General features: G+C 42.3%; 20 protein-coding genes. 17 read left to right on the top strand and 3 right to left on the bottom strand.

From position 1 onward, the window contains the following. Nucleotides 1–209: 209 nt before the first annotated feature. The 6 genes from NQ503_RS15300 to NQ503_RS15275 all read left to right on the top strand — a co-directional run bounded on the left by NQ503_RS15300 (nt 210) and on the right by NQ503_RS15275 (nt 6,052). A complete protein-coding gene (locus tag NQ503_RS15300) occupies nt 210–1,073 on the top strand; it encodes a substrate-binding domain-containing protein (protein WP_005428510.1) in 864 nt (287 codons plus the stop codon). A gap of 130 nt (nt 1,074–1,203) precedes the next feature. Then, the gene (pstC, locus tag NQ503_RS15295; RefSeq protein WP_022388305.1) at nt 1,204–2,061 is read left to right on the top strand and encodes a phosphate ABC transporter permease subunit PstC; all 858 of its coding nucleotides are present in this window, start codon (nt 1,204–1,206) and stop codon (nt 2,059–2,061) included. Between the two features lie 19 nt (nt 2,062–2,080). Next, entirely contained in the window at nt 2,081–2,956 is an 876-nt protein-coding gene (gene pstA / locus NQ503_RS15290) for a phosphate ABC transporter permease PstA (RefSeq protein ID WP_117591916.1), read from the top strand. A 6-nt stretch (nt 2,957–2,962) separates the two neighbouring features. Beyond that, complete coding sequence (gene pstB, locus NQ503_RS15285; RefSeq protein WP_005428502.1) at nt 2,963–3,721, top strand: phosphate ABC transporter ATP-binding protein PstB; 759 nt, start codon at nt 2,963–2,965, stop codon at nt 3,719–3,721. A 2-nt stretch (nt 3,722–3,723) separates the two neighbouring features. Beyond that, entirely contained in the window at nt 3,724–4,380 is a 657-nt protein-coding gene (phoU, locus tag NQ503_RS15280) for a phosphate signaling complex protein PhoU (RefSeq protein WP_005428500.1), read from the top strand. 1 nt (nt 4,381) lies between these two features. Beyond that, on the top strand, nt 4,382–6,052 hold the full coding sequence (locus tag NQ503_RS15275) for a sensor histidine kinase (RefSeq protein ID WP_044926282.1): 1,671 nt from the start codon (nt 4,382–4,384) through the stop codon (nt 6,050–6,052). Between the two features lie 51 nt (nt 6,053–6,103). Here NQ503_RS15275 and NQ503_RS15270 read toward each other — a convergent pair whose 3' ends face one another. Together NQ503_RS15270 and NQ503_RS15265 are read right to left on the bottom strand one after the other, a co-directional pair. Next, complete coding sequence (locus NQ503_RS15270) at nt 6,104–6,292, bottom strand: hypothetical protein (RefSeq protein WP_044926280.1); 189 nt, start codon at nt 6,290–6,292, stop codon at nt 6,104–6,106. A 149-nt stretch (nt 6,293–6,441) separates the two neighbouring features. Beyond that, entirely contained in the window at nt 6,442–7,302 is an 861-nt protein-coding gene (locus NQ503_RS15265) for a class I SAM-dependent methyltransferase (protein ID WP_005428492.1), read from the bottom strand. Between the two features lie 232 nt (nt 7,303–7,534). Here NQ503_RS15265 and NQ503_RS15260 point away from each other — a divergent pair, with 232 nt between their 5' ends. The 6 genes from NQ503_RS15260 (at nt 7,535) to NQ503_RS15235 (ending at nt 14,812) form a co-directional block, all read left to right on the top strand. Continuing rightward, entirely contained in the window at nt 7,535–8,824 is a 1,290-nt protein-coding gene (locus NQ503_RS15260) for an aspartate aminotransferase type Ic (RefSeq protein ID WP_005428489.1), read from the top strand. Nucleotides 8,825–8,856: 32 nt separating this feature from the next. Next, entirely contained in the window at nt 8,857–10,263 is a 1,407-nt protein-coding gene (locus tag NQ503_RS15255; protein WP_005428484.1) for a L,D-transpeptidase family protein, read from the top strand. 81 nt (nt 10,264–10,344) lie between these two features. Then, on the top strand, nt 10,345–11,379 hold the full coding sequence (locus tag NQ503_RS15250; protein ID WP_055055425.1) for a D-alanine--D-alanine ligase family protein: 1,035 nt from the start codon (nt 10,345–10,347) through the stop codon (nt 11,377–11,379). Between the two features lie 51 nt (nt 11,380–11,430). Then, nucleotides 11,431–12,801 (top strand): UDP-N-acetylmuramoyl-tripeptide--D-alanyl-D-alanine ligase, encoded by a 1,371-nt coding sequence (locus NQ503_RS15245; RefSeq protein WP_005428478.1) that lies wholly within the window; start codon nt 11,431–11,433, stop codon nt 12,799–12,801. 178 nt (nt 12,802–12,979) lie between these two features. Beyond that, nucleotides 12,980–13,600, top strand: coding sequence for a hypothetical protein (locus NQ503_RS15240; protein ID WP_259892799.1), 621 nt, complete (start codon nt 12,980–12,982; stop codon nt 13,598–13,600). Between the two features lie 141 nt (nt 13,601–13,741). Continuing rightward, on the top strand, nt 13,742–14,812 hold the full coding sequence (locus NQ503_RS15235) for an acyltransferase (RefSeq protein ID WP_005428475.1): 1,071 nt from the start codon (nt 13,742–13,744) through the stop codon (nt 14,810–14,812). Nucleotides 14,813–14,899: 87 nt separating this feature from the next. On the opposite strand, the gene NQ503_RS15230 is transcribed toward NQ503_RS15235, so the two are convergent. After that, the gene (locus NQ503_RS15230) at nt 14,900–15,166 is read right to left on the bottom strand and encodes a hypothetical protein (protein ID WP_005428474.1); all 267 of its coding nucleotides are present in this window, start codon (nt 15,164–15,166) and stop codon (nt 14,900–14,902) included. Nucleotides 15,167–15,395: 229 nt separating this feature from the next. Here NQ503_RS15230 and NQ503_RS15225 point away from each other — a divergent pair, with 229 nt between their 5' ends. The 5 genes from NQ503_RS15225 to NQ503_RS15205 all read left to right on the top strand — a co-directional run bounded on the left by NQ503_RS15225 (nt 15,396) and on the right by NQ503_RS15205 (nt 23,866). Beyond that, nucleotides 15,396–17,654 (top strand): hydratase, encoded by a 2,259-nt coding sequence (locus tag NQ503_RS15225; protein WP_044926278.1) that lies wholly within the window; start codon nt 15,396–15,398, stop codon nt 17,652–17,654. A gap of 1,406 nt (nt 17,655–19,060) precedes the next feature. After that, nucleotides 19,061–19,771: an RluA family pseudouridine synthase gene (locus tag NQ503_RS15220; RefSeq protein ID WP_005428468.1), complete on the top strand. Its 711-nt coding sequence runs from the start codon at nt 19,061–19,063 to the stop codon at nt 19,769–19,771. A 152-nt stretch (nt 19,772–19,923) separates the two neighbouring features. Continuing rightward, nucleotides 19,924–21,045 (top strand): substrate-binding domain-containing protein, encoded by a 1,122-nt coding sequence (locus NQ503_RS15215; protein WP_005428463.1) that lies wholly within the window; start codon nt 19,924–19,926, stop codon nt 21,043–21,045. Between the two features lie 123 nt (nt 21,046–21,168). After that, entirely contained in the window at nt 21,169–22,656 is a 1,488-nt protein-coding gene (locus NQ503_RS15210; RefSeq protein WP_005428462.1) for a sodium-dependent transporter, read from the top strand. A gap of 22 nt (nt 22,657–22,678) precedes the next feature. Further along, on the top strand, nt 22,679–23,866 hold the full coding sequence (locus tag NQ503_RS15205) for a pyridoxal phosphate-dependent aminotransferase (protein WP_005428460.1): 1,188 nt from the start codon (nt 22,679–22,681) through the stop codon (nt 23,864–23,866). The last annotated feature ends 9 nt before the right edge of the window (nt 23,867–23,875 follow it).

Here is a 23,875-nt window from a genome sequence, read left to right as displayed (position 1 = left end):
AAAAGAATCTGTTACGGTGCACATAGCAATCTTAATATAAGTTTATTATAACTATCTTTTAGATACAGGTCAAAGTTTTTTGAAAAATCATTTTTACAAAGATTTTACACGCATGTGATTATGCATTTTACTTTTCTCCCATATAATTGCAATTGTCAATGAGAAATACAAAAATTAAATAAAGCAAAATAAAGAGGAGATTTATCATTATGAAGAAAAAAGTTTTAGCAATCGTTACAGCAGCACTTATTGGAACAACCGCATTCGCAGCAACAGCAAGTGCAGCAAGCGGAACCATTGATGTTATATCCCGTGAAGATGGATCCGGAACAAGAGGAGCTTTCATTGAACTGTTTGGAATCGAAGAGAAACAGGGAGACGAAAAAGTAGATATGACAACAGAAGATGCAAGCATCACAAACAGCACATCTGTTATGATGACAACAGTAGCTGGTGATGAGAATGCAATCGGATACATCTCACTTGGTTCTCTGAATGATACAGTAAAAGCAGTTAAGATCGATGGTGCCGAGGCATCAGCAGAAAATGTAGCAAACGATACATACAAAGTATCCCGTCCATTCAACATCATTACAACTGACAAACTCAGCGATGCAGCACAAGATTTTGAAAACTACATCATGAGTGCAGATGGACAGCAGATTGTTGAAGACAATGGATACATTAAAGTAGCAGATGATGCAAAAGCTTACGAGCAGAGCGATGCGGAAGGTAAAGTTGTAGTAGCTGGTTCTTCTTCTGTAACACCGGTTATGGAAAAACTGAAAGAAGCATATGAGAAAGCAAATGGCGGTAAGATCACTGTAGAAGTACAGCAGAGCGATTCCACAACAGGTATCACATCTGCAGCAGAAGGTATCTGTGATATCGGTATGGCATCCCGTGAACTGAAAGATGAAGAAACGAAAGAAAACCTTACAGCTACTAAGATTGCAAGAGATGGTATTGCAGTAGTAGTAAACAATGACAATGACATTGATGAACTGACAAGTGACCAGGTAAAAGCAATCTTCACAGGTGAAACAACAGATTGGGAAGACCTTGCGAAATAAGTAAGACCGATAGATATAGACTTAAGCAGGAAGCCCGGATTTCCGGGCTTCGTGTATGTCTGGTATTGTATATCAAAAGAAACACCAGTGGTGTTATCTGATGATGAGTATAAGAGAGGAAGAGTCCTGTATGAATAGATTTAAAGAACAGGCCATGAAAATTGTTTTTATGGTGGCTGCCTGTGCTTCAGTCTTGGCAGTATTTCTGATATGTTTGTTCCTTTTTGCCAATGGAATCCCGGCAATTGCCAAAATTGGACCGCTGAAATTTCTTCTTGGAACGGTATGGAAACCGTCTAATGACAAATTTGGAATTTTTCCAATGATCATTGCCAGTATTTATGTAACAGGTGGAGCGATTCTGGTTGGAGTTCCGATCGCCTTATTTACTTCAGTATTTATGGCTCGCTATTGTCCGAAAAAAATCTATCGTCCACTGAAATCCGGAATTGAGCTGATGGCAGGTGTCCCTTCTATCGTATATGGATTTTTCGGACTGGTACTTATGGTTCCACTGATCAGAAACACATTTGGTGGAACCGGAACCAGCTGGCTGGCGGCATCCCTCCTTCTGGGGATCATGATCCTGCCGACGATCATCGGACCTACAGAATCTGCACTTCGCAGTGTATCGGAAAGTTATTATGAAGGTTCGCTTGCACTGGGAGCAACAAAAGAAAGAAGTATTTTTGTGGTTATGCTTCCGGCAGCAAAATCCGGAATTCTGGCAGCAGTCGTTCTTGGTATTGGACGTGCGATCGGTGAAACCATGGCGGTGATCATGGTAGCCGGGAACCAGGCAAGAATGCCAGCCGGACTGCTCAAAGGTCTTCGTACCATGACTGCGAATATCGTAACTGAGATGGGATATGCAACAGGTCTTCACAGAGAAGCACTGATTGCAACAGGAGTTGTACTTTTCGTATTCATCCTGATCATCAACCTGAGTCTTTCTTTACTGAACAGGAGGTCAGAGAATGCAAACTAACGCAGCAGTAGCAGAACCGATGGTGGAAAAAATGAAAAAAAGAAATGAAACATCAGCAGCAGATCGAATTCGGTCTTATCTGCGTCATCCAGGATCAGGTGTACTTGCACTTCTTACGATTGGTGCAGCAGTTGTTACGTTTGCAGTCCTGATTTTCCTGGTGGCTTATATTCTGGTGAAAGGTATTCCATATCTGACACCAAGCTTATTCAGCCTGGAATATACATCAGAGAATGTTTCTCTGATGCCATCACTGATCAACACTTTTATTATGACAGCTTTGTCGCTGGTAATTGCAGCACCACTTGGGATCTTTGCTGCGATCTACCTTGTAGAATATGCAAAAAAAGGAAATAAACTGGTACAGGTGATTCGTATTACAGCAGAAACACTTTCTGGCATTCCTTCAATCGTATATGGCCTGTTTGGTATGCTGTTCTTTGTAACAGCACTTCATTGGGGAATGTCTCTTCTGGCAGGTGCATGTACACTTGTTATCATGGTTCTTCCTTTGATCATGAGAACCGCTGAAGAAGCATTAAAGGCAGTTCCGGATTCTTACAGAGAAGCAAGTTTCGGACTTGGGGCTGGTAAGCTGCGTACAATCTTTACTATCGTACTTCCATCAGCAGTTCCTGGAATCCTGGCAGGAATCATCCTTGCAATCGGACGTATCATTGGAGAAACGGCAGCACTTCTCTATACATCAGGAACAGTTGCTCAGGTCCCGAATCTGATGGGATCCGGCCGTACACTGGCTCTTCATATGTATGTACTTTCCAGTGAAGGTCTTCATATGAATCAGGCATCTGCTACCGCAGTTGTAATTCTTTTATTTGTATTAATTATCAACGGTTTGTCCGGTATGGTGGCAAAACGTATCGCGAAAGGATAACAGAACATGAGTGATAATATCAAACTTTCAATTGAAGATATGAATCTTTTTTACGGAAATTTTCATGCACTGCATGACATCAATATGCATATTCCAGAAAAAGAGATTACCGCTTTTATCGGACCAAGTGGATGTGGAAAATCTACACTTCTGAAGTCTCTGAACCGTATGAATGACCTTGTAGAAGGCTGTAAGATCACCGGTAAAGTAGAACTTGACGGAGAAGATATTTATGGAGATATGGACGTAAACGTTCTTCGAAAAAGAGTCGGAATGGTATTCCAGAAGCCGAATCCGTTCCCGATGAGTATTTACGATAACGTTGCGTACGGACCGAGAACTCATGGTATCCGTTCCAAGGCAAAACTCGATGAGATCGTAGAAAAATCTCTCCGTGATGCTGCCATCTGGGATGAAGTAAAAGACCGATTAAAGAAAAGTGCACTTGGTATGTCTGGCGGACAGCAGCAGAGGCTCTGTATTGCAAGAGCTCTCGCAGTAGAGCCGGAAGTTCTCCTGATGGATGAGCCGACCTCCGCACTTGATCCGATCTCAACCTCCAAGATTGAAGAGCTTGCAATGGAATTAAAAGGAAAATATACGATCGTGATCGTTACGCATAATATGCAGCAGGCGACTCGAATTTCTGATAAAACAGCGTTCTTCCTTCTGGGAGAAGTTGTAGAATTCAGCGATACAGATACTCTGTTTTCCATGCCAAAAGACAAGAGAACAGAGGACTATATTACAGGGAGGTTTGGTTGATTATGGCAACGCATTTCGAACGGCAGCTTGAAGAACTTCATGTACAGATCATTACAATGGGAAGCCTCTGTGAAAAGGCTATTTCACTTTCGAACAGAGCTATCCGCGGTGATAAATGTATCCAGGAAATCTTTGATACTGATAAGGAAATCGACACAAAAGAGCGCGAGATCGAGAACCTCTGTATGCGTATTCTGTTGCATCAGCAGCCGGTTGCAAGAGATCTGAGAGAGGTTTCTGCAGCACTGAAAATGATTTCAGATATGGAAAGAATTGGAGATCAGGCATCGGATATTGCGGATCTTTCCAAGTTCATTGAGGAAAATCATGTGCAGATTCCGGAACTGATCGGCAAGATGGCGGAGATGACAGTCGGCATGGTGACAGAAAGCGTAGATGCTTTTGTCAAGAGAGATCTGGATCTTTGCCGCAAAGTTATTGATGACGATGATCAGGTAGATGATGCATTTAATCGGATCAAAGAGGAGCTGGCAGAGCTTATGTATCAGAATCTGGATGCAAAAGCAGGCCTTGACCTTCTTATGACTGCGAAATATATGGAACGAATCGGAGATCACGCAGTGAATATTGCAGAATGGGTTGAGTATGCAATTACTGGTGTTCACAGAAATAATGAACATCAATTAGGAGGTCATTGATGTGACAAAAAAGATTTTTAAATCAAGCATACTGGTAGCTGCGGCTGTACTGATTTTTGGGATTGCATGTGTTATGGCAATCCTTTATCAGCATTTTGGAAAACAGATCAATACTGAGTTGAAAAAAGAAGCAACTTATCTGGTATATGGTGTAGAGGAGAATGGTATAGATTATCTGAAACAGATCAAAGAAAAAGATGACCGTATCACCTATATTGCGGAAGACGGAACGGTTCTCTATGATAATCAGGCTGATGCCGCAACTATGGAAAATCATGGTGACCGTAAGGAGATTCAGGAAGCACTGAAGACGGGCAGCGGCCATGCGGAACGTACTTCCAAAACCCTGTCGCAGAAAACTTTGTACTATGCATTGCGACTGTCGGATAACAGTGTACTCAGGGTATCCAGTACGCAGTATTCTGTCTGGGTACTTCTTATGGAACTGGTACCACCACTTATAGGCATTGCTGTTGTGATGCTGATTCTGGCAGCAATTATGTCTGTGCATATGGCAAATAAGATCGTGGAGCCGATCAATAATGTAGATCTGGAGCATCCGGAAGAAAATCAGATTTATGAAGAAGTAGGACCGCTTCTCAGCAAGATTTACAAACAGAACCGACAGATCAAGAGTCAGCTGGAAGCAGCCCGACGGAATCAGGAAGAGTTTGGCATTATTACAGAAAACATGCAGGAAGGTCTTCTTGTTATTGACAGTTACACAATGATTCTTTCGGGCAATTCCAGCGCATGGAAGCTGTTTCAGTTAAAAGATCCAAAGATTGGTGACAGTGTGTACTCTCTGAACAGGAATGAAGATTTCCGTCTTTTGATCGAACAGGTACTGAAGGGACAACATGGAAGTGTTCTGCTTCATATGGGAAGTGAAGCCATTCAGATGATCGCAAACCCGGTAAACAGGGAACACAGAGTTGTGGGTGCGGTCATCCTTCTGATGAATGAAACAGAGAAGGTTGAGCGGGAACAGTTACGCAGAGAATTTTCTGCAAATGTATCTCATGAGCTGAAAACACCTCTGACTTCTATTTCTGGATTTGCAGAGATCATCCAGGACGGACTTGTCAAAGAAGAGGACATCAAGAAGTTTGCGGGCAGAATTTATAACGAAGCACAGCGTCTGATCACGCTGGTAGAAGATACGATCAAGGTTTCGCAGCTGGATGAGGGTGAAAATCCATATGAATGGGAGAAGTTGGATGCGTATACAATAGTGAAGGATGTCTGTGGCCGTCTGAGAGAAGTTGCAGAGAAGAAGAATGTACATCTCTATATAGACGGTGGCAAAACGATGCTTACGACGGTGCATCCAATTTTGGATGAGGTGATCTATAATCTATGCGACAATGGTATCAAGTATAATAAAGAGGATGGAACGGTAAGTATTCATCTTCGTGATCTGGGAGAAAATGTGGAGATTCGTGTCAAAGACAATGGAATCGGTATTCCGGGTGAAGACCAGAGCAGGGTATTTGAAAGATTTTACCGTGTGGATAAGAGCCATTCCAAGGCAATCGGCGGAACAGGACTGGGTCTTTCTATCGTCAAACACGGTGTGACATTCCTTGGCGGTACACTGAAGATGGCCAGTGAGATTGGCAAAGGAACCGAGATCACGATGACATTTCCGAAAGAACGAAAGGCAGTTTGAAAGAGCAAAAAAGATGCTGACATGCAATGCACGCCAGCATCTTTTTTGTCGTTAATAACAATAGGCGCCCTCATAGCTGTTGCAGGATTCTTTCTTATGGGAAAGATCCTTGCAGGAGCTGCAGTGATCACAGAATTCCTGCTCATAACAGGTGGCGCAGACACAATTCCCACAGTGGCTGCGGTCATAGGCCGGAGTACAGGTGTAGGGAAGTGCGTCTTTTTTCGCTTTTTCTTCCATATACGATTCACCTCTCCTGAAGTTACCATTCGTTTCGTTCACAGTAACTTACTGATACATTTCTGATACTGATATTATATCGCTGTACTTCAGGAGATTCAAGAAAATAATGATAAAAATTATCAAATTTTCAGAAGAATTTGAATACTCTATTTCGCTTCCCAACGGCCGGAAGCACCGCATGGAAGTACCAGCCCATTGGAAGTTACCGGGAGTCCGATTTCCTGGGAATCGACATGTCCGTCAAATTCTTTCAGCTCTGTAGCCAGCATATAAGTCAGCACAGCCGGAGCAAGTCCTGTAGTATAGGAGTTGATCAGGAAAAACAGCGGATTTGGACTTAAAAGCTTCACACACAGCTTGATGAGCGGATGAATTGCTTCTTCAATCTTCCAGATCTCACCTTTTGGTCCACGTCCGTACGATGGTGGATCCATGATGATCGCATCGTAGTGATTTCCACGGCGGATCTCACGTTCTACAAATTTCACACAATCATCTACCAGCCAGCGGATCGGTGCTTCAGAAAGTCCGGATGCAGCTGCATTTTCTTTGGCCCAGGCAACCATACCCTTGGAAGCGTCTACGTGTGTAACCTGTGCACCGGCAGCGGCAGCAGCCAGAGTTGCACCGCCTGTGTAAGCAAAAAGATTCAGGACTTTGATCGGGCGTCCGGCTTTACGAATTTTATCACCGAACCAGTCCCAGTTGACAGCCTGCTCCGGGAAAAGACCAGTGTGTTTGAAACTGAATGGTTTCAGATGAAAAGTAAGATCCTTGTAATGAAGATCCCACTGCTGTGGGAGATCAAAGAATTCCCATTCACCGCCGCCCTTTTTGCTTCTGTGGTAGTGAGCATTCATGTTTTTCCATCCACGGCTTATCTTTGGGGTGTCCCAGATCACCTGTGGGTCCGGGCGTACCAGCGTGTATTTTCCCCAGCGTTCAAGTTTTTCACCGCAGGAAGTGTCAATTACTTCGTATTCTTTCCAGTCATTTGCAATCCACATATATGATAACCTTTCTTTGATAACCTGATTTGTATATTCTGCTTATTTAGTATAGGTGAAAGCTCGAAATTGTGCAAGTTTTTTATATTGCTAGGGACTTGACAATCAGTATTTTACCATACTAAAATATACAGGATAATGATTTAGCATAAAAGCTATATCAGAAAATCCATTATAAGATGAATGAATTTTGCCGGACAGTATTCTGGAAGCGGCACGAGGAGGACGAACAATGCAGAAATACAGTGAGATGAGCAAAGAACAGCTTCAGGCTGTCAAGAAAGAGCTGGATCAGCAGTATGCAGAAATCAAGGCACAGGGACTTGCCCTTGATATGTCACGTGGTAAACCGTCAGTTGATCAGCTGAATATTTCCATGGATATGATGGATGTTCTGTCAAGCAGCACAGACCTGAGATGTGAGACAGGCGTTGACTGTCGTAACTATGGTGTAATGGATGGTATTCCGGAAGCCAAACGTCTTCTCGGAGAAATTTCTGAGGTTGATCCGGAACACATTATTATTTATGGAAACTCCAGCCTGAATGTTATGTTTGATACTGTATCACGTTCCATGACCCACGGTGTTATGGGAAACACTCCATGGTGCAAGCTGGATAAAGTAAAATTCCTCTGTCCGGTTCCAGGATATGATCGTCACTTTAAGATCACAGAGTTCTTCGGAATCGAAATGATCAATGTCCCAATGTCACCGGAAGGACCGGATATGGATATGGTAGAAAAACTGGTAAGTGAAGATCCGGCAATCAAAGGTATCTGGTGTGTACCGAAATATTCTAACCCACAGGGATACACATATTCTGAAGAGACCGTTAAGCGTTTTGCAAATCTGAAACCGGCAGCACCGGATTTCCGTATTTACTGGGATAATGCTTACAGTGTACATCATCTTTATGATGACGAAAAAGATCAGGATTTCCTTCTTGAAATTTTGGATGAATGCGCAAAAGCCGGAAATCCGGACATGGTTTATAAATTTACATCTACATCCAAGATCAGCTTCCCAGGTTCTGGTATTGCAGCTCTGGCAGCATCTAAGGCAAACCTGGATGATATCCGCAAATACATTACCGTACAGACGATCGGACATGATAAACTGAATCAGCTTCGTCATGTAAAATTCTTCAAGGATCTTGAAGGTGTTCATGCACATATGAGAAAACATGCAGCAATCCTTCGTCCAAAGTTTGAAATGGTAGAGGCTACCCTTGAGAAGGAACTTGGCGGACTTGGAATCGGAGAATGGACAACACCAAAGGGTGGATATTTTATTTCCTTCGAATCCCTGGACGGATGTGCGAAAAAGATCGTAGCAATGGCAAAAGAAGCCGGCGTTGTTATGACTGGAGCAGGAGCTACCTATCCATATGGAAAGGATCCGAAAGACAGCAATATCCGTATTGCACCATCTTTCCCACCGATTGAAGAGCTTGAAAAAGCGGCACAGGTATTTGTCGTTTGCGTTAAACTTGCCAGTGTAGAGAAATTACTGGCTGAATAAAATTTCATATTTCCGAATGTTAAGGAGGCGCCATGGCGGAAAATAACAAGAGTATGGACAAAGGAAGAAAACTACTGATCGGTTTTATTATTGTACTGCTCCTGCTTACCGCAGGCGCCTACTTTTTTGGAGTTTATTATTTTACCGAGCATTTTCTTCCCGGCTCACAGGTGAATGGTTTTAACTGTTCTTATATGACAGAGAAGGAAGCAGAGAACCTGCTGGAACAGAAGACAGGGGTATATGCACTGGCAGTACAGACCAGAGGAAACGGACAGGAAGCAATCACAGCGGATGAAATTCAATTGAAATATACATCTGACGGCAGTGTAAATAAATTGCTTCACAAACAGAATCGTTTTAGCTGGTTTTTAGCATTCAGCCAGCAAATGACTTATGAGCTGCCTTCTTCTGTGTCTTATGATGAAAGCCTGTTTGAACAGAAAACTGCCAGTTTGAAATGTATGCAGGACAATGTAGAGCCGGTGGATGCGTATATAAAGGAAATCGATGATGGATTTGAAGTTGTTCCGGAAATTGAAGGAACAAAAATAGACCGTGATAAACTGATGGAGGACATCAAAAATGCTGTTACTACCGGCAGGACAGTTGCAAATCTGGAAGAAGACGGATGTTACATAAATCCGACCGTGTATGCAGATGATCTGACAAAAGACTGCCAGCAGATGAATGAACTTACGGATGTTGTGGTTACGTATGATTTCAGCGACCGCAAGGAAACAGTAGATCGGTCTGTGATCAAAAACTGGCTGACAAAGGACGAAAATGATGATCTGGTGCTGGATAAGGCGGTTATTGCAGATTATATTTCGGAGCTTGCGAAGAAGTATGACACTGTAGGCACAGAACGAACTTTTTCTACTTATGACAATCAGGAAATTACGGTATCCGGTGGAAATTATGGCTGGGTGATCGACCAGGAAAAAGAAACAGATGCATTATATCAGGATATCATGGACAAAAAGACAGAAGTACGGGAACCTGTTTATGAACAGGAAGCGCAGAGCCGTAATACAAATGATATCGGATATTCCTATATAGAAATTGACCTTACCCGTCAAAGAATGGTATTATATCAGAATGGATCCCCGATTGTGGATACTGGTTTTGCGGCAAGCAGCAGTACGCCGACAGGTGTTTACAGACTGGGTGACAAGCAGGAGGCTGCTTCTGTAGATTTCTGGATGCCTTTTACAGACAAACTTGGCATTTATGGAGATTCCGGTCTGGTCATTACAGGAACGGATGTGTCAGATGAAACTGGGGATTCTGGCGATTTTGGAAGCTCAGAGGAGAGTGTGGATTTTGGCTCCTCAGACAGCTGGATGAGTACAGAAGGCTGTATAGTGCTGCCGGAAGAGCAGGCGCAGACAATTTATCAGAATGTAGATTCTGGATTGCCGGTAGTTATATACTGATACCAGGGGGAAAAGATCTGAATCCATGTGAGCTTGCTCACAAGTGGATGAGTTAGAATATTATGTGAGGATGATGAGAAAATGAAAATTGTTGTATTAGCAGGTGGAACCAGCACAGAAAGGGATGTTTCAATCGTATCTGGAACAGGAATCTGCGGAGCGTTGAGACAGAAAGGACATCAGGCGATTCTGGTAGATGTTTTCTGTGGTCAGGAAGAGGTAGACTGGGAAGATCCGTTCCCGGCAGAATATGATGTGGAAAAAGCAGCAGCTTATATCAGAGGATTTAATCTGCAGATGGCTGAACTGAAAAAAACAAGAAAAAATTTCTTTGGACCGAATGTCATCGATCTTTGTAAAAAAGCAGATTTTGTTTTCCTGGGACTTCATGGAGCCAACGGGGAGGACGGTAAGCTGCAGGGAGCATTTGATCTGATGGGTATTCCATATACCGGAACCGGATATCTGAGCAGTGCCATGGCAATGGATAAAGGTGTGACCAAGGCAATGTTCCAGATGAGAGGTGTTCCGACTCCGGCAGGTAAGGCCATGAAGAAAAAGGACCGTGTGGAAACTCCACAGGAGCTGGGAATGGATTTTCCGGTTGTTGTCAAGACATGCTGCGGTGGTTCCAGTATCGGTGTCTATATTGTTGATAACCAGGAAGACTACACGAAAGCACTGGATGGTGCATTCACTTATGAAAACGAAGTAGTTGTAGAGGAATTTGTAGAAGGTGTTGAATACACAGTTGCTGTTGTGGACGGTAAGGCATATCCGGTCGTTCAGATCGTTCCGGTACAGGGCTTCTATGATTATGAAAATAAATACAAACCAGGTGCAGTAAAAGAAACCTGTCCGGCGCCGATTTCAGAAGAACTGACAAAACGTCTTCAGGAAGCAGCCGTGGATGGTTATCATGCACTGGAGATGGAGAGCTATGCCCGTCTGGATTTCATTGTGACAAAAGATGAAAAAATCTACTGTCTGGAGGCAAATACGCTTCCGGGAATGACACCGACCAGCCTGATCCCGCAGGAAGCAGCGGTTCTGGGTATGGATTATCCGACACTGTGTGAAGAACTGATCAAAGTGTCTCAGAAAAAGTATGCTTAACAGACGAATATGTACCTGAATTGAGGTAACATATCAGGAGAGGAAATCAGAATGAAAAATCTTACTTTGAGAAATCTTACAAAAGTATGTAATGGCATCTGGCATGGCGACAATGCTCTGCTGGATCAGGAGATTTCTGCAATTACTACAGACAGCCGCAAGATTGAGAAAGACTGTCTGTTTGTGCCAATCGTGGGAGAGAGAGTCGATGCACACCGTTTTATTCCGGATGTGATGACGAAGGGAGCGCTTGCAACACTTTCCGAGCGAGAACTGCCGGAGGCTGACTATGCATATATTCAGGTAGATGCTTCTCTTCAGGCAGTTAAAGATATCGCAGAGTTTTATCTGGAACAGCTGCAGATTCCGGTTGTAGGTATTACGGGAAGCGTTGGAAAGACCAGCACCAAAGAAGTGATCGCATCTGTCCTGAAAGAAAAGTACCGCACTCTGAAAACACAGGGAAACTTTAATAATGAGCTCGGACTTCCTCTTACAGTATTCAGACTTCGTGATGAAGATCAGATTGCAGTTCTGGAAATGGGAATCAGTGATTTTGGCGAGATGGCCCGGCTGACAAAGATTGCAAAACCGGATACCTGTGTGATCACAAACATCGGTACCTGTCATCTGGAGAATCTGGGAGACAGAGACGGAGTCTTGAAAGCAAAGACAGAGATATTCCAGTCTATGAAGCCGAATGGACATATCGTTCTGAATGGTGACGATGATAAACTTATTACGGTCCGTGAGTACAATGGTGTGAAGCCGGTATTTTTTGGCTTGAACAGTGAACGTGATGTGTATGCCGATCAGATTGAAAGTAAGGGCCTGAAAGGGGTTGCCTGCCGTATCCATCTGGGAGAGGATGCTTTTGACGTACTCGTTCCGACTCCGGGAATACATATGGTCTACAATGCCCTGGCAGCTGCGGCTGTAGGACGAATTTATGGTCTGACGATCGAAGAGATCAGGAGAGGCATTGAAAGTCTTGAGACGATTCGAGGACGTTTCAAAATGATCGAGACAGATAAGTTCCTGGTCGTAGATGACTGCTACAATGCGAATCCGATGTCCATGAAGGCATCTCTGGATGTGCTTCATGATGGGGAAGGCCGCAGAGTGGCGATCCTTGGGGACATGGGAGAACTTGGCGAAGATGAAGCTGCACTTCACGAGGGTGTAGGCATACATGCAGCAATATGTGGAATTGATGCATGTGTATGTGTAGGAGATCTGGCTGTTCATATAGCAGAAGCGGCGCGCAAAGCGAATCCGGATTTCCCTGTATATTATGAAAAAACAAGAGAATCCCTTCTGGAGCATCTGAATGATTATGTACAGAAAGGCGATACGATTCTTGTAAAAGCTTCTCATTTTATGAAATTTGAAGAAGTCGTAAAAGCGCTGGAAGAAATGTAACGGATAATTTAAAAAAGAAAATTTTTACGCAGGTGAGCCGGAAAGGTGTTACCTGCGTAAATTTTTGGCAGTTAAGAGGGGAGTTTTGCGAGAATTTGACGAACGATTTTTGTTTCATATAGGACGGGGCAGGTGTAGAATAGGCTTAACGGTAAATATTGTATTCAAGGAGGGACTTATGCTGGAACGAATCATGGACCTGCAGATCCTGCTCTATCTGATGACTGTTCTTGGAACAGCTGGAGCGATAGGGATGCTGGCAGTACACCTTACTTACAGAAGAACCCTGCGAAAGACAAAAGCGACAACAAACCTGAGAGAAAAATGGCTGAATCTGTGGAAGACACGAGATAAACTTCTGAATCGGATGAATTTCCTGGTATGGATTCCATCACTGCTATCTACTGTATGTCTGGGAATGTCGCTTTTTTTTATATCCAGAATCCGTGACAGCAGAGGACTTCCGATGAGCTATCTGTATATAGGGACTGCCGTGCCAATTGTTCTTCTTGTCCTCAGGCAGGCTCTGGATTTTAGCTTCAAAGAAGAACTGGTTATGAATTCACTTTCGGATTATATTCTGCAGGCGCGTTCCTGCAAAGAAAACCCACCGGCCGCCCGTAAATACGAACCGGTGCAGGCAGTACAGAAAACAGATCCGGTATTCAAAGAGGAAATGGTGGAGCGGATTGCTGCAAGTATCCGACAGACTGCGGCGACAGGAAGTCATTTCAGCAAGATGCTGAGTCCGGAGGAGGAAGAAATCATGAGAGAAATCATCCGGGAGTTTATGGAATAACCAGGATATTTCTTGTAGAGTCGGGAAGGATTTGTTATACTTTCGATGTAAAAAGTGGTCACTGTGGAAATCGAAAGTAACCAAAAGAGATTACGTAGGAGAGAAAAAGGCCGGAAGTATCAGACCTTTTGTAAAAACGATATGAATAAAAAAAGAGTTATATGGATTGAGCTGCTTCGTGTCATGGCGTGTATTGGAGTTATTGGCATTCATGCAGGCTCACAGCATTTTCGTGATATGCCACTGGATTCGTCTGTATGGGCGGTTTCAAACTTTTATCACGGGATCAACCGGTTTGCAGTAGCATCTTTTATTATGATCAGTGGATGTCTGTATCTTGACAGTAAGCGGACATGGAATCTCAGACGTTTGTGGAAAAGAAATATTCTGCCGATAGCTGCAGCATATATTTTCTGGCAGATGTTTTACGCAGTATACAGGATTATTACAAATGGAACGCTGGCGAAGGGCAGCAAAGCAGCTCTGGTCAAATTTATGGTATATATCAGTAAATCGTATTTCCATCTCTGGTATCTTCCAATGCTGATCGGACTTCTGATCATCACACCGATGCTATGGGAAATTGTAAACAGTGCCAGGGGAAAACAGTGGGAAGAGTATATGATCGTACTGTTTCTGGTGTTTCAGATCCTGCCATATACAATAAATTATTTTCCACTTCCATGGAAGGACCATATCATGGATATTCTGCAGACCGTGCAGCCGGAAATGGTTACCGGTTACATAGGATATTTTATACTGGGGCATTATCTGTCTCATTATGAGGTATCAAAGAAACTGGAATATCTGGTTTATGTACTGGGGGTAATATTGATTTTGGCAGCGATCGGCTTGTGTTACATCAGCTCACAGAAATCAGGAAAACCAATACAGTCATTTTATGAGAACTACACACTGGCAGGATTTTTCTGGGGAAGTTCGTTTTTTCTGTTTTTCAAAAACCATGTATCCAAGATCAAATGGAATGAAAAACAGGAAAAGAGGATCTGCTATCTGGGAAGCTGCACTTTTGGAATCTATCTGATCCATGCGCTTATCAGAGATATTCTTCACAGAATAGGAATTGACAGTATGATGATAAGTAATACTGCAATTGCGATTCCGCTTCTGATCACAATGATTTTTGTACTAAGTCTTGCTGCAGTTATGATCATTAAAAAGATTCCGCGAGTTAGTAAGTGGATCATATAAGAGTAGATATGTAAATAAAATAGAATCATTACTTCACAATAAAAAATCTGCCGGGGACAGGAGATGCCTGAACTTCGGCAGATTTTTTTAATCTTCTTCGATCACCTGGATTTCAAGATAATCAAACTCGATATGTTCAATAAAACTGTCCTGGCGAAATCTGGTCTTTGAATGGCGTTTGAAATCAGAAATATTACTTTCCAGCCAAATTGGGTTCTCCAGGTCAAAATCATAGCAGATTTCCTGCAGGGCATGAAAAATTTTGTGTGTTCTTGTATCTTCCGAGTCATCATCAATAACCAGATCTTTTAGCATGTGGTTGTCTTTCCACATTTTTCCCCATAAACGAAACATAATGCTGTACCTCCTGTAAGAAGTGATTTTATACTGAATCAGCAAAAACAATACTTTAAGTATAGCTATTCTTTATAGAGAAGTAAAGAAAATTTATTGCAGATTTTAGCGAGATAAAGTATAATAGTATTACTGTTCGCAGGTAGTATCCCGCGAGATGTTTTGCCATTATTCATGGCATAAATCGCAGAGCGGTAGATGCGTGATTTTTATGAATGGAGGAGTTACAATGAAGCTTTATGACAGTGGTATTTATCTGGTAAATGGCCGTGATATCGTAGAAGAAGAGAACATGACACAGCCGGTTTCCAGAGAAGAAGCAGCCAGAAATACAATGGCTTATGGTATCCTGGAAGCACACAATACTTCCGGAAATATGCAGAAACTGCAGATTAAATTTGACAAGCTGACATCTCATGATATTACATTTGTAGGTATTATTCAGACAGCACGTGCTTCAGGACTTGAGAAATTCCCGATTCCATATGTACTGACCAACTGCCACAATTCTCTTTGTGCAGTAGGTGGAACGATCAACGAAGATGATCATATGTTTGGACTTACCTGTGCCAAGAAATACGGTGGAGTTTATGTACCACCTCATCAGGCAGTCATCCATCAGTTCGCACGTGAAATGCTTGCCGGTGGCGGTAAGATGATCCTTGGTTCCGACAGTCATACTCGTTATGGTGCACTTGGCACCATGGCAATGGGTGAGGGTGGTGGAGAGCTTGTTAAACAGCTTCTTTCCCAGACCTATGATATTAATATGCCGGGTGTTGTAGCAATCTATCTGAAAGGGGAACCGCGTCCGGGTGTAGGACCACAGGACGTTGCACTGGCAATTATCGGTAAAGTATTTGCCAACGGCTATGTGAAGAATAAAGTTATGGAATTTGTAGGACCTGGAGTAGCCGGTCTGAGTGCAGATTTCCGTATCGGTATCGATGTCATGACGACAGAGACTACTTGTCTTTCCTCTATCTGGCAGACAGATGAGACGATTGAAGAGTTCTATGAGATCCATGGCAGAAAAGAAGATTATAAAGAACTGAAACCAGGTAAGGTAGCTTACTATGATGGATGTGTAGAAGTTGATTTAAGTGAGATCAAACCTATGATCGCCATGCCATTCCATCCGAGCAACACATATACCATTGATGAATTGAAAGCAAATCTTTATGATATTCTGGATGATGTTGAGAAAAAAGCGCAGATCAGCCTGGATGGTAAAGTACCTTATACACTGAAAGACAAAGTGATCGACGGACAGCTTTATGTGGATCAGGGAATCATTGCAGGATGCGCGGGCGGTGGATTTGAAAATATCTGCGCAGCAGCAGATATCCTTCGTGGTGCAAGCATTGGAGCTGATGCATTTACACTCAGTGTTTATCCGGCAAGTACTCCGATCTATATGGAACTTGCTAGAAATGGAGTCCTGGCAGATCTTCTTGAAACAGGTGCGGTTGTTAAGACTGCATTCTGCGGACCATGTTTTGGTGCAGGAGATACACCTGCAAACAATGCGTTCAGCATCCGTCATACCACCAGAAACTTCCCGAATCGTGAAGGCTCCAAGGTCCAGAATGGACAGATTTCTTCTGTTGCACTTATGGATGCAAGATCTATCGCAGCAACAGCAGCAAACAAAGGTTTCCTGACATCCGCGGAAGAATTTACCGGAAATTACAGACATCAGAAATACTTCTTTGATAAGACTATTTATGAGAATCGAATCTTTGACAGCAAGGGTGTTGCAGATCCAAGTGTAGAAATCCAGTTTGGCCCGAATATTAAAGACTGGCCGGAGATGCCGGCACTGGCAGAGAATCTGGTGCTTAAAGTGGTATCTGAGATTCATGATCCGGTTACTACGACAGATGAACTGATTCCGTCCGGAGAAACTTCTTCTTTCCGTTCCAATCCACTTGGACTGGCTGAGTTTACTCTTTCCCGTAAAGATCCGGCTTATGTTGGACGTGCAAAGGAAATTCAGAAGGCAGAGAAAGCTCTTGAAGCAGGTGAGTGCCCGGCAGAAGCGGTTCCGGAACTGAAACCGGTTATGGATGCGATCAGGGCACATTTTTCTGATGTCAGCAAGGAGAATATCGGCATCGGAAGTACGATCTTTGCGGTAAAACCTGGAGATGGTTCTGCACGTGAGCAGGCTGCATCATGCCAGAAAGTTCTTGGTGGATGGGCAAATATTGCCAATGAATATGCAACCAAACGTTATCGCTCCAATCTGATCAACTGGGGTATGCTTCCGTTCCTGATTCCTGCAGGAGACCTTCCATTTGCAAATGGAGATTACCTTTTCTTACCACAGGTTCGCAAGGCAGTTGCAGACAAAGTGGACAGTATTACAGGATATGTAGTAAAAGCAGATGGACTGAAGGAATTTCAGGTAACACTTGGAGAACTGACGGATGATGAACGTGAGATCATTCTGAAAGGTTGTCTGATCAATTACAATAGAAGATAGTGTGATGTAATATAATATAATATTAATAAAGACGACAGGGTGTTTTCCATACAGTCCCGCAAATACCATTGCGTCTGCTATGTGATACATGCGCTTATGATCTGCCAGTCGCTCGAACTCGCTTACGCTCAGACAGCGAGCTTGGTGGCAGAAGCTAAGCCTGTATCACATGACGCAGTACTCATGAGTATTTGTGGGTTCTGTATGGAAGATACCCTGTCTGTTTATTAGCATGGGGAAAGATGAGAATGGCTGGTATGTGGAAGATAGTATAAAATCGTAAGATGATAGAGTTGTCAGAAAATAATATATAATATAAAAAATATACAATATAACAATTCGGTAAATGATAAGATAAATAATAATTACAAGAAATATATAAAAATGTGTTGACAAATATGCGGTGTGGTGTTATTATAATGACATCAAAAGAAAAGAGAGAAAATAAAACGAAGAAGTAACAAATTTAAAAATCATTCAATTCATAGCATATATATAAATGTTACATGAAAAGGATGAAATTAAATGAAAGGGTAAAGGTGATACCGTTGGGAAAGTAGTCAATCATTTTCAATATGAGAAGTGGCAGAAATCAAGTTTCCTGCAAGAAAGACCTGATACATAAATTATCCATTATTTAAATCAGATTATCGGAATACATTCGGAAGAGAATATTAAATATATTACCTGGTGAACAGGACTTTCAGAAAAAGGATAATCTTTATAAACGTATTACAGGTATATAGAATTGATTACTCATATTGAATAACTGTCACAAACCTGATATAAAGATTTTTGAATCTGTGTAAAGAAACATTTTCAAATATTGCGATCCATAAACGTGAGTTATATGAATCAAAGCTTTACATCAGAAGAATATCTTCTCACAAAAGATATTAAACAGAAATAACAGAAACCTTATTCCCGAAGAAAACAGTTTGAAATTTAAGAAGTTAAGTTTGAAGCTGCTCTAGTCTGACGGAAAAGATTTCAGAGATTATTTCAAAATGGAATTATAATCCGTAAATTATAATTTCGACTCTATGAACTTTCTAAATGAATCGAATGATAAACATCATATCGTTTATGAGCAGGAAATTAAATGAACTGTAACCGAATAAAGACACGATATAATATATATAATAAAAACTGAATACAGAAGATTGAAGGAAGTATACTATAAGAGGTATCAGAGGATTTCAATCAGCAAACAAGACGAAAAGTTTTGAAAGAACAAAGAGGTAAATTAAAATTGAATATTGAAGATTGTTAAGACGGTCATCATTTCAGGATTATGAAAAGTAATTGTTAAGAGAAGTGATGACCGTCTGACTGTTGTATAAAAAAGTTTTTTACGATATACTCTCCATAGAAAGTGCGAAAGCATAAAAGGGAGAGCTTTTTTTATGTGGAATAATAAGAATAGTATAGAAGATATGATCATATTTGAGGATAAAGACATTCTGGTATGCCATAAAGCTGCGGGTATTGCAGTTCAAAATGCACGAATTGGAGCTGCAGATATGGAAAGTTCTTTAAAGAATTATCTGGCTTTAAAAAATACGGAAACAGTTCCTTATCTGGGAGTTGTGCACAGACTGGATCAACCGGTTGAAGGGGTTCTGGTATTTGCAAAGAATAAAAAAGCAGCAGCTGGTCTGACGAGGCAGATTACAACGGGAAATATTGTCAAAGAATATCTGGCAGTGACAGACAGGATGTCGGAGAAACACCAGGGACGACTGGAAGATTATCTGATAAAAAATGGAAGAACCAATACTTCTGAAGTAGTAACATCAAAGACGAGCGGAGCTAAAAAAGCAGTTTTAGATTATGAGGTTATACATCAAATTTCAGATGAGAGGACAGAGAGCGGAAAAAGAATCCTTATAAAAATTCATTTGGAAACCGGTCGTCATCATCAGATACGTGTACAGATGGCGCATGCAGGAATGCCGCTTCTTGGTGACCGTAAATATAATCCAGGAGAGATATCTCAATTACCACTTGGATTGTGTTCCTGTCATCTGATATTTCGTCATCCGATTACCGGAAAGAAGATGGAGTTTCAGGTAACTCCGAATGGAGAAAGTTTTGCAGGTTTCCCAAATCCGTGATTTTAAAACTGGTAAAATTGCCGTATTTTCCTCTAAAAGATGAAAAAACTATGAAATCTATAGACGCAAAAAAGAAAATGTGTATAATGTAGAAAGATAACGGTAACAGAGCGCATTTGTATAAAAATATATTCAGAAAAGAGGAAAATACGATGAAAAAAGCAGCTGTTGTGGTGCTTCTTCTTGCAGGTGTGGCTGCAGTGGCAGGAGAAGCCGGTATAATGGATGGCTTTGGTAATTTTGTTGCGGATGTGCAGGCAGAAGATGAACTGCCGGATAACGAGAAAGCTCAAAATGAATCAGAAGAAGTAACAGGTGAGGAAGAGGACAGTGCATCCAAGATAGATACTTCCATCACAATTGGGACAGGGAGCAGGATTGCTGTTGTAAGCAAGGCTACAGATGGAGAATACTGGAAACTTGTTCACCGGGGCATGGAAGATGCTGTGAAGGATATCAATACAGCATATGATTTTTCTTCTGATGATGCAGTCACTATGACATTTGAAGGACCTTCCGATGAACAGGATGTAGAAACACAGATCAATACGCTTGATGCGGTAATTGCGGAGAATCCAACGGTTCTTTGTATGTCTGCAAGTGACATTGAATCCTGTCAGGCACAGCTTGAAGCAGCAAGTGAAAACGGAATTCCGGTCGTAGTATTCGATTCTAATGTTAATGAAGATGAACTTGTGGCAGCATTTCGCGGAACCGATAATACATATGTAGGAAAGCTTGCCGCAGAAAAACTGGCAGACGCTATTGGCGGGTCTGGTAAGATTGCAGTATTTTCTGCCCAGGAAAAGACAGAAAGTTCCCAGAAACGAGTGGAGGGATTCAAAGAAACCCTTATGGAGTATCCGGATATTACGATCGTAAGTGAATTGTATACAGATAAAGTAGATGATATGGAAACTGCAATGGCAGATGTACTTAACAGATATCCGGATCTGAGCGGAGTGTTCTGCACAAATGAAGATGTTTCAGATCTGTATCTTGGTCTTGATAAGGGAGAGAAGGCTCCGGTTATGGTTGGAGTTGATGCGACGACTGTTCAGCAGAAAGCGATTGCAGATGGACAGGAACTTGGAACAGTATCACAGGATCCATATGCTATAGGATATCAGACGATCATTGCGGCTGCACAGGCAATGTCCACGGATGTTCAGAAGGCTGCGGAAGTAGAAAAGAATGTTCTTCTTGAGCCAGAATGGATTGATGCATCAAATATCAGCGATGAGACCAACAGTAATTATCTTTATTCAAAATAATATATGATAATGGCAAAAGGGTGTCATAAATAGTTTTCAACTCCGGCAAGGACAGTTCACATTGAACTGTCCTTGTGTTATAATAGATAAGATTCGACGAAAATGTAATGAATCGGATTTAGAATGGAGGAAATTTTTTTGAAAGAAAGAGAAACATTTGGCTCAAGACTTGGATTCATCCTGGTTTCTGCAGGGTGTGCAGTAGGTCTTGGAAACGTATGGAAATTCCCATACATGACAGGAAAATATGGAGGAGCTGCTTTTATCCTGATCTATCTTGTCTTTCTCGTTCTGCTTGGCCTGCCAATTCTTGTAAGTGAATTTGCAGTAGGACGAAGCAGCAGACTGAGTACGGCAAGAGCATTTCACAAACTGGAGCCGGAGGGTTCCAATTTCCATAAGTACAGCTATATGGGAATGATCGGTAATTATATGCTGATGATGTTTTATACCATGGTAGCAGGATGGATGATGTACTACGGTTATGTTATGGCGACCGGGAAACTGAGCGGAGCTTCTTCTGATGAAGTGAGTGGCTTTTTCTCAAACCTGATGACATCTACCGGAACAATGACCGGCTGGATGATCGTTGCAGTCCTTCTTGCCTTTGGTGTTTGTTCTTTGGGACTTCAGAATGGAATTGAACGTATCACAAAGGTTATGATGATCTGTCTTCTGGCACTGATCGTGGTGCTGGCTGTTCATTCTGTAACGCTGGACGGAGCGATGGAAGGTGTTAAATTTTACCTTGTACCAAACCTCGACAATATCCGTGCGGCAGGTCTTGGAAACGTGATCTTTGGTGCGCTGTCACAGGCATTCTTTACTTTGAGTATCGGTATCGGTGCGATGGAGATCTTCGGAAGCTATATGGGAAAGGAATGTACCCTTGCAGGAGAAAGTATTAATATCCTGATCCTGGATACATTTGTAGCACTGATGGCTGGTCTTATCATCATTCCGGCATGTTTTGCATTTAACGTAGAGCCTGGTGCGGGACCGGGACTTGTATTCATCACTCTGCCAAACGTATTCAACCAGATGGCAGGTGGAAGACTCTGGGGAGCTCTGTTTTTCCTGTTTATGTCCTTTGCGGCACTGTCTACGGTTATTGCAGTATTTGAGAACATTCTGTCCTTCGCAATGGATCTGTGGGGCTGGAAACGTAATAAAGCAGTTTTATTTAATATCGTTCTGCTCATTATTCTTTCCATGCCGGCAATTCTTGGCTTCGGACCATGGTCCGGAATTCAGATCCTCGGTGAAGGAACAAATATCATGGATCTGGAAGATTTTATTATTTCCAATAATATCCTGCCACTTGGTTCAGTAATCTTTGTAATCTTCTGTGCATCTAAGAATGGGTGGGGATGGGACAACTTCATTAAGGAAGCCAATACTGGAAAGGGAATAAAATTCCCGACATGTATCAGAAATTACATGTTGTGGGTAATTCCGGTCGTTGTAGCGATTATTTATCTGAAAGGTTATTATGATATGTTCCAGCCGAAAGGAAATACTTATCTGATTCCATGGATGATCGTGGGCATCGCAATGCTGATATTGGTAGGATGGATCGTATTCGGACATAGTAAGAAAAACAAGAAGTAAGAAATAAGAGGGGGCATAAATTATGATAGCAGAAAAAATGAAACCTTTTGTACAGAACAATTCAGCAATTCGTATGATGTTCGAAGAAGGAAATCGTCTCCGGGCAAAGTATGGTGCAGACAAAGTCTATGACTTCAGCCTTGGTAACCCAAGTGTTCCAGCACCGGATTGCGTACGCGAGGCAATCATAGATCTTGTAAACAACGAAGAACCGACTGTTCTCCACGGATATATGAGCAACGCAGGCTTTGAGGATGTCAGAGAAACGATCGCGCAGTCTCTGAACCGCCGTTTCGGGACAGCTTTTTCTGCACATAATCTGATCATGACAGTTGGTGCTGCCAGCGGTCTGAATGTCATCCTCAAGACGATACTGAATCCGGGCGAGGAAGTGATCGTTTTTGCACCGTACTTTCTGGAATACGGTGCATATGTACGTAACTATGACGGTAAGCTTGTGGAAATCTCTCCTAATACAGAGACTTTCCAGCCAAATCTGAAAGAACTGGAAGAGAAGATTACAGCCAATACCCGTGCAGTGATCGTAAATACGCCACATAACCCGACCGGTGTTGTTTATTCTGAGGAGACGATCAAAGAACTTGCTGCGATCCTCGAGAAAAAACAGCAGGAGTTTGGTTCTGTGATCTATCTGATTTCGGATGAACCGTACAGAGAACTGGCTTATGATGGCGTAGAAGTTCCATATCTGACGAAATATTATAAGAATACGGTTGTAGGATATTCCTATAGCAAATCTCTGTCTCTGCCGGGAGAGCGTATTGGATATCTGGTCATCCCGGATGAACTGGAAGACAGCGCAACAGTCATCACAGCAGCAGCAATTGCAAACCGTGTACTTGGAAGTGTTAATGCACCATCCCTTATGCAGAAAGTTATCCAGAAATGCGTAGATGCAGAAGTGGATGTGGCTGCTTATGACAGAAACCGTCTGGCACTTTACAATGGCCTTAAAGAATGTGGATTTGAATGTATCAAACCACAGGGCGCATTTTATCTGTTTGTGAAATCTCCGGTTGCAGATGAGAAGCAGTTCTGCGAGGCCGGTAAGAAATATAATATCCTGATGGTTCCGGGAAGCTCCTTTGCCTGCCCTGGATATGTAAGACTGGCATATTGTGTATCTTACGAGACGATTCAGAATTCTCTGCCTGAATTTGAGAAGCTGGCAGCAGAGTATGGGCTGTAGGAAGCCGGA

The sequence above is a fragment of the Blautia obeum ATCC 29174 genome (assembly GCF_025147765.1).
Taxonomy (GTDB): domain Bacteria; phylum Bacillota; class Clostridia; order Lachnospirales; family Lachnospiraceae; genus Blautia_A; species Blautia_A obeum.
Note: the sequence above shows the minus strand (reverse complement) of the source record. Positions and strands in the feature narration are given on the sequence as shown.

Coding starts and splice junctions, on each gene's coding strand:
- NQ503_RS15225 (WP_044926278.1), top strand. CDS start 15,396: ATGAAGCTTTATGACAGTGGTATTTATCTGGTAAATGGCCGTGATATC.
- phoU (WP_005428500.1), top strand. CDS start 3,724: ATGGCAACGCATTTCGAACGGCAGCTTGAAGAACTTCATGTACAGATC.
- NQ503_RS15260 (WP_005428489.1), top strand. CDS start 7,535: ATGCAGAAATACAGTGAGATGAGCAAAGAACAGCTTCAGGCTGTCAAG.
- NQ503_RS15215 (WP_005428463.1), top strand. CDS start 19,924: ATGAAAAAAGCAGCTGTTGTGGTGCTTCTTCTTGCAGGTGTGGCTGCA.
- pstB (WP_005428502.1), top strand. CDS start 2,963: ATGAGTGATAATATCAAACTTTCAATTGAAGATATGAATCTTTTTTAC.
- NQ503_RS15235 (WP_005428475.1), top strand. CDS start 13,742: ATGAATAAAAAAAGAGTTATATGGATTGAGCTGCTTCGTGTCATGGCG.
- NQ503_RS15255 (WP_005428484.1), top strand. CDS start 8,857: ATGGCGGAAAATAACAAGAGTATGGACAAAGGAAGAAAACTACTGATC.
- NQ503_RS15245 (WP_005428478.1), top strand. CDS start 11,431: ATGAAAAATCTTACTTTGAGAAATCTTACAAAAGTATGTAATGGCATC.
- NQ503_RS15270 (WP_044926280.1), bottom strand. CDS start 6,292: ATGGAAGAAAAAGCGAAAAAAGACGCACTTCCCTACACCTGTACTCCG.
- pstA (WP_117591916.1), top strand. CDS start 2,081: ATGGTGGAAAAAATGAAAAAAAGAAATGAAACATCAGCAGCAGATCGA.
- pstC (WP_022388305.1), top strand. CDS start 1,204: ATGAATAGATTTAAAGAACAGGCCATGAAAATTGTTTTTATGGTGGCT.
- NQ503_RS15265 (WP_005428492.1), bottom strand. CDS start 7,302: ATGTGGATTGCAAATGACTGGAAAGAATACGAAGTAATTGACACTTCC.
- NQ503_RS15205 (WP_005428460.1), top strand. CDS start 22,679: ATGATAGCAGAAAAAATGAAACCTTTTGTACAGAACAATTCAGCAATT.
- NQ503_RS15250 (WP_055055425.1), top strand. CDS start 10,345: ATGAAAATTGTTGTATTAGCAGGTGGAACCAGCACAGAAAGGGATGTT.
- NQ503_RS15240 (WP_259892799.1), top strand. CDS start 12,980: ATGCTGGAACGAATCATGGACCTGCAGATCCTGCTCTATCTGATGACT.
- NQ503_RS15220 (WP_005428468.1), top strand. CDS start 19,061: ATGTGGAATAATAAGAATAGTATAGAAGATATGATCATATTTGAGGAT.
- NQ503_RS15230 (WP_005428474.1), bottom strand. CDS start 15,166: ATGTTTCGTTTATGGGGAAAAATGTGGAAAGACAACCACATGCTAAAA.
- NQ503_RS15210 (WP_005428462.1), top strand. CDS start 21,169: ATGGAGGAAATTTTTTTGAAAGAAAGAGAAACATTTGGCTCAAGACTT.
- NQ503_RS15300 (WP_005428510.1), top strand. CDS start 210: ATGAAGAAAAAAGTTTTAGCAATCGTTACAGCAGCACTTATTGGAACA.